Raw genomic sequence first — 2347 nt, forward strand, 5'->3', positions numbered from 1 at the left:
GTCGTTTCCAACGGTTATCCCCCTCGTCAGGGCAGGTTCCCAGCCGTTACTCACCCGTCCGCCGCTCGACGTCCAGTAAATCCACCGAAGCTTCAATACTGCCGTTTCCGCTCGACTTGCATGTGTTAGGCCTGCCGCCAGCGTTCAATCTGAGCCATGATCAAACTCTTCAATTAAAGTTTTGGTGTTTGCTTTTCCTAAGAAAAGACAAACGGCTCGATAAATACTGTTTTGTTCGTCTCTTGCGAGACAAACGAATTGACTGTGCCGAACAACGTAAACGTTGTTTCGTATTGGTCACTCAGTTYATCGAATAAATCTTTTTGTCTATTCTCAACGAGTGCCCACACAGATTGCATAGGTCAAATTGTTAAAGAGCGCCGCTCATCGTTGAGCGGGATTGGCATAATACGCCACTTTAGCATTGAGTCAAGCATTTTGTTTTGCTTGTCTGTATTGCCGTTGTTAGCTCGGCTTGCCGTGCCAACGAGAGCGCATTATAGAGAGGTAATTTTTTGGCGCAAGGGGTTTTTGATAAAAACAGCACAAGCGATTAAAAACCAATCAAACGGGTGATAACTCACTCGTTTGCGGCGCTCATAGACGCTTATTTCATACCTTGGTGTCGAAGCGTTGACCCTGTGAAGTAAAATCTCAGCGTCTGTGCCTTATTTCGGTTATCTTGCCAGCGAACTTCTAATACGAGTGTTTTCGCATAAACACCGCCATCATCGGTGAGCACATTTTTAATCTCAGTCACTGCCAGTTGGTAACCAGTATCTTCAGTATCTATCAAGCATCTTGCTAAACGGCTCAACTTCATGACTACAGTATGGCTTGCACTGCAGGGCGTATCCGTGTTCATTAAACGCCAATGCGCAAGTTGGTTACTAGCAACATGCATAGCCCCTTCTGCCAAGCGCGCATTGTGTTGCTTAGCTTGAATATCGACAGTGAGTGTATAAATACCTGCGCCCGTAACCGCTACTAACACTAACGCAATCAATATTTCGATAAAGGAAAAGCCTCGCGCTCGCAACATGCTACCCCTCCTCATAAGGCGGTTTGATGTCATGATAGCTATTACCGACTGGACGCCACTGCTTAAGACCTTTAAAACTCTGCTGTACCGTTTCATCACTGTAGGTTGGTTGAAATGAACCATACACCACGGAATGGCCATCCGGCACATCAGTAATAAATGCGCCTTTGGTGATGAAACTACCGTGAAACCAAAAAGGGACACGGCTTGCTTGATCAGGATTGGTGACTGTTGATGTGATCATTTCGCAAAGTTCTTGGATATTACTATCGTCGAGAGAGCAAGACATCCCGCCAGATTCGGAGGTGTGTATTCCCCATTGATTAGCAAACCCATAAGCGGTAAGTGTTGGGTTGAATTGATAAATCACACCGTTAAATGTATCCATGCCGCCTCGTAATGCCAGAATGCCGTCTTGAACAACCAGGAGAATAGGTACATCGCTTCTTAACGCCACATTTTCCTCCCGACTCAAATCGCAAGGCCCCTCCACCCATACTTTAATATTCGCGCTCTCTGATGATGAACTGCTTAAAATCGCATTCAACAATGGCTCATAGCACTCAGAGGGATCGCCATAGGTACTAAAAACTGTGTCGCCTTGGCGCTCAAATTGCGCTTTTACTGTTTTCCACTGCGCGCGAGGGACACCAAAGTAATCGTTGAACAAGTCCATATTCTCAACGTTGGTTTGCACATCTTTTTTTAGTCGCGCGCCGGTTTCATCGCGACTATCTGCCACTGTGTAGTCGCTAACCTCCGTTTTATATTCGGGGGCGCACTCATCGCTACCATCTAAGCGAACGGTAAATCTGTTTTGACTTTTTTCCTCTTCATTCTTTGAGCTCTCTGAACTCTTTGACTGATTCTCACCGAGCGTGCGCGGACGAATCATGACATCGCCCCCCGCCATAATTGAATGGCATTCATATAAACCATCCTCTCGCTTTTTTCCTTTTACCGGTCGCCATGTATTGCCACCGTAAAACGCGGCGGATCCAGAAGTGACAAACGAACTTCTTCGCGCGCCGGTGGCTTTTGCCAGAGTCACCCCGACTTGTTGCTGTGCATGAGTTGCGTAAAGATGCCACATTCCGCGCTTACTGTTTTGCCATGGTGCCAACCATAATTGACTTTGCGCGACGTTTTGACAGGGAGAAAGTTGTTCTAGTGCTTTGGCGATATCATTGTTGGATAACTCAATGCCATCATGTTGAATTTTAGCCACCGCACAGTCGAGAGCGGCCCAAGCTTTAGAAAGTGATTGCTCGGTTTTGACTCTCGCTTGCGTCTGTTGGATATCAT

At 46.6% G+C, this 2347-nt stretch carries 2 protein-coding genes and 1 rRNA gene; all 3 read right to left on the reverse strand.

The features are described from left to right. Positions 1–176, reverse strand: a 16S ribosomal RNA gene (locus BZG79_RS14280); the annotation flags it as partial. Between the two features lie 431 nt (positions 177–607). Further along, complete coding sequence (locus BZG79_RS14285; protein WP_199877934.1) at positions 608–1042, reverse strand: type II secretion system protein; 435 nt, start codon at positions 1040–1042, stop codon at positions 608–610. A gap of 1 nt (position 1043) precedes the next feature. Continuing rightward, positions 1044–2347 (reverse strand): hypothetical protein (locus BZG79_RS16490; RefSeq protein ID WP_199877936.1); only part of this gene is annotated, 1304 nt, incomplete at its 5' end.

It is taken from the genome of Salinivibrio sp. MA427 (assembly GCF_001996115.1).
Lineage (GTDB): Bacteria > Pseudomonadota > Gammaproteobacteria > Enterobacterales > Vibrionaceae > Salinivibrio > Salinivibrio costicola.

Bases quoted from the DNA above. Each gene is read 5' to 3' on its own strand.
- BZG79_RS14285 (WP_199877934.1), bottom strand. From the start codon at position 1,042: ATGTTGCGAGCGCGAGGCTTTTCCTTTATCGAAATATTGATTGCGTTA.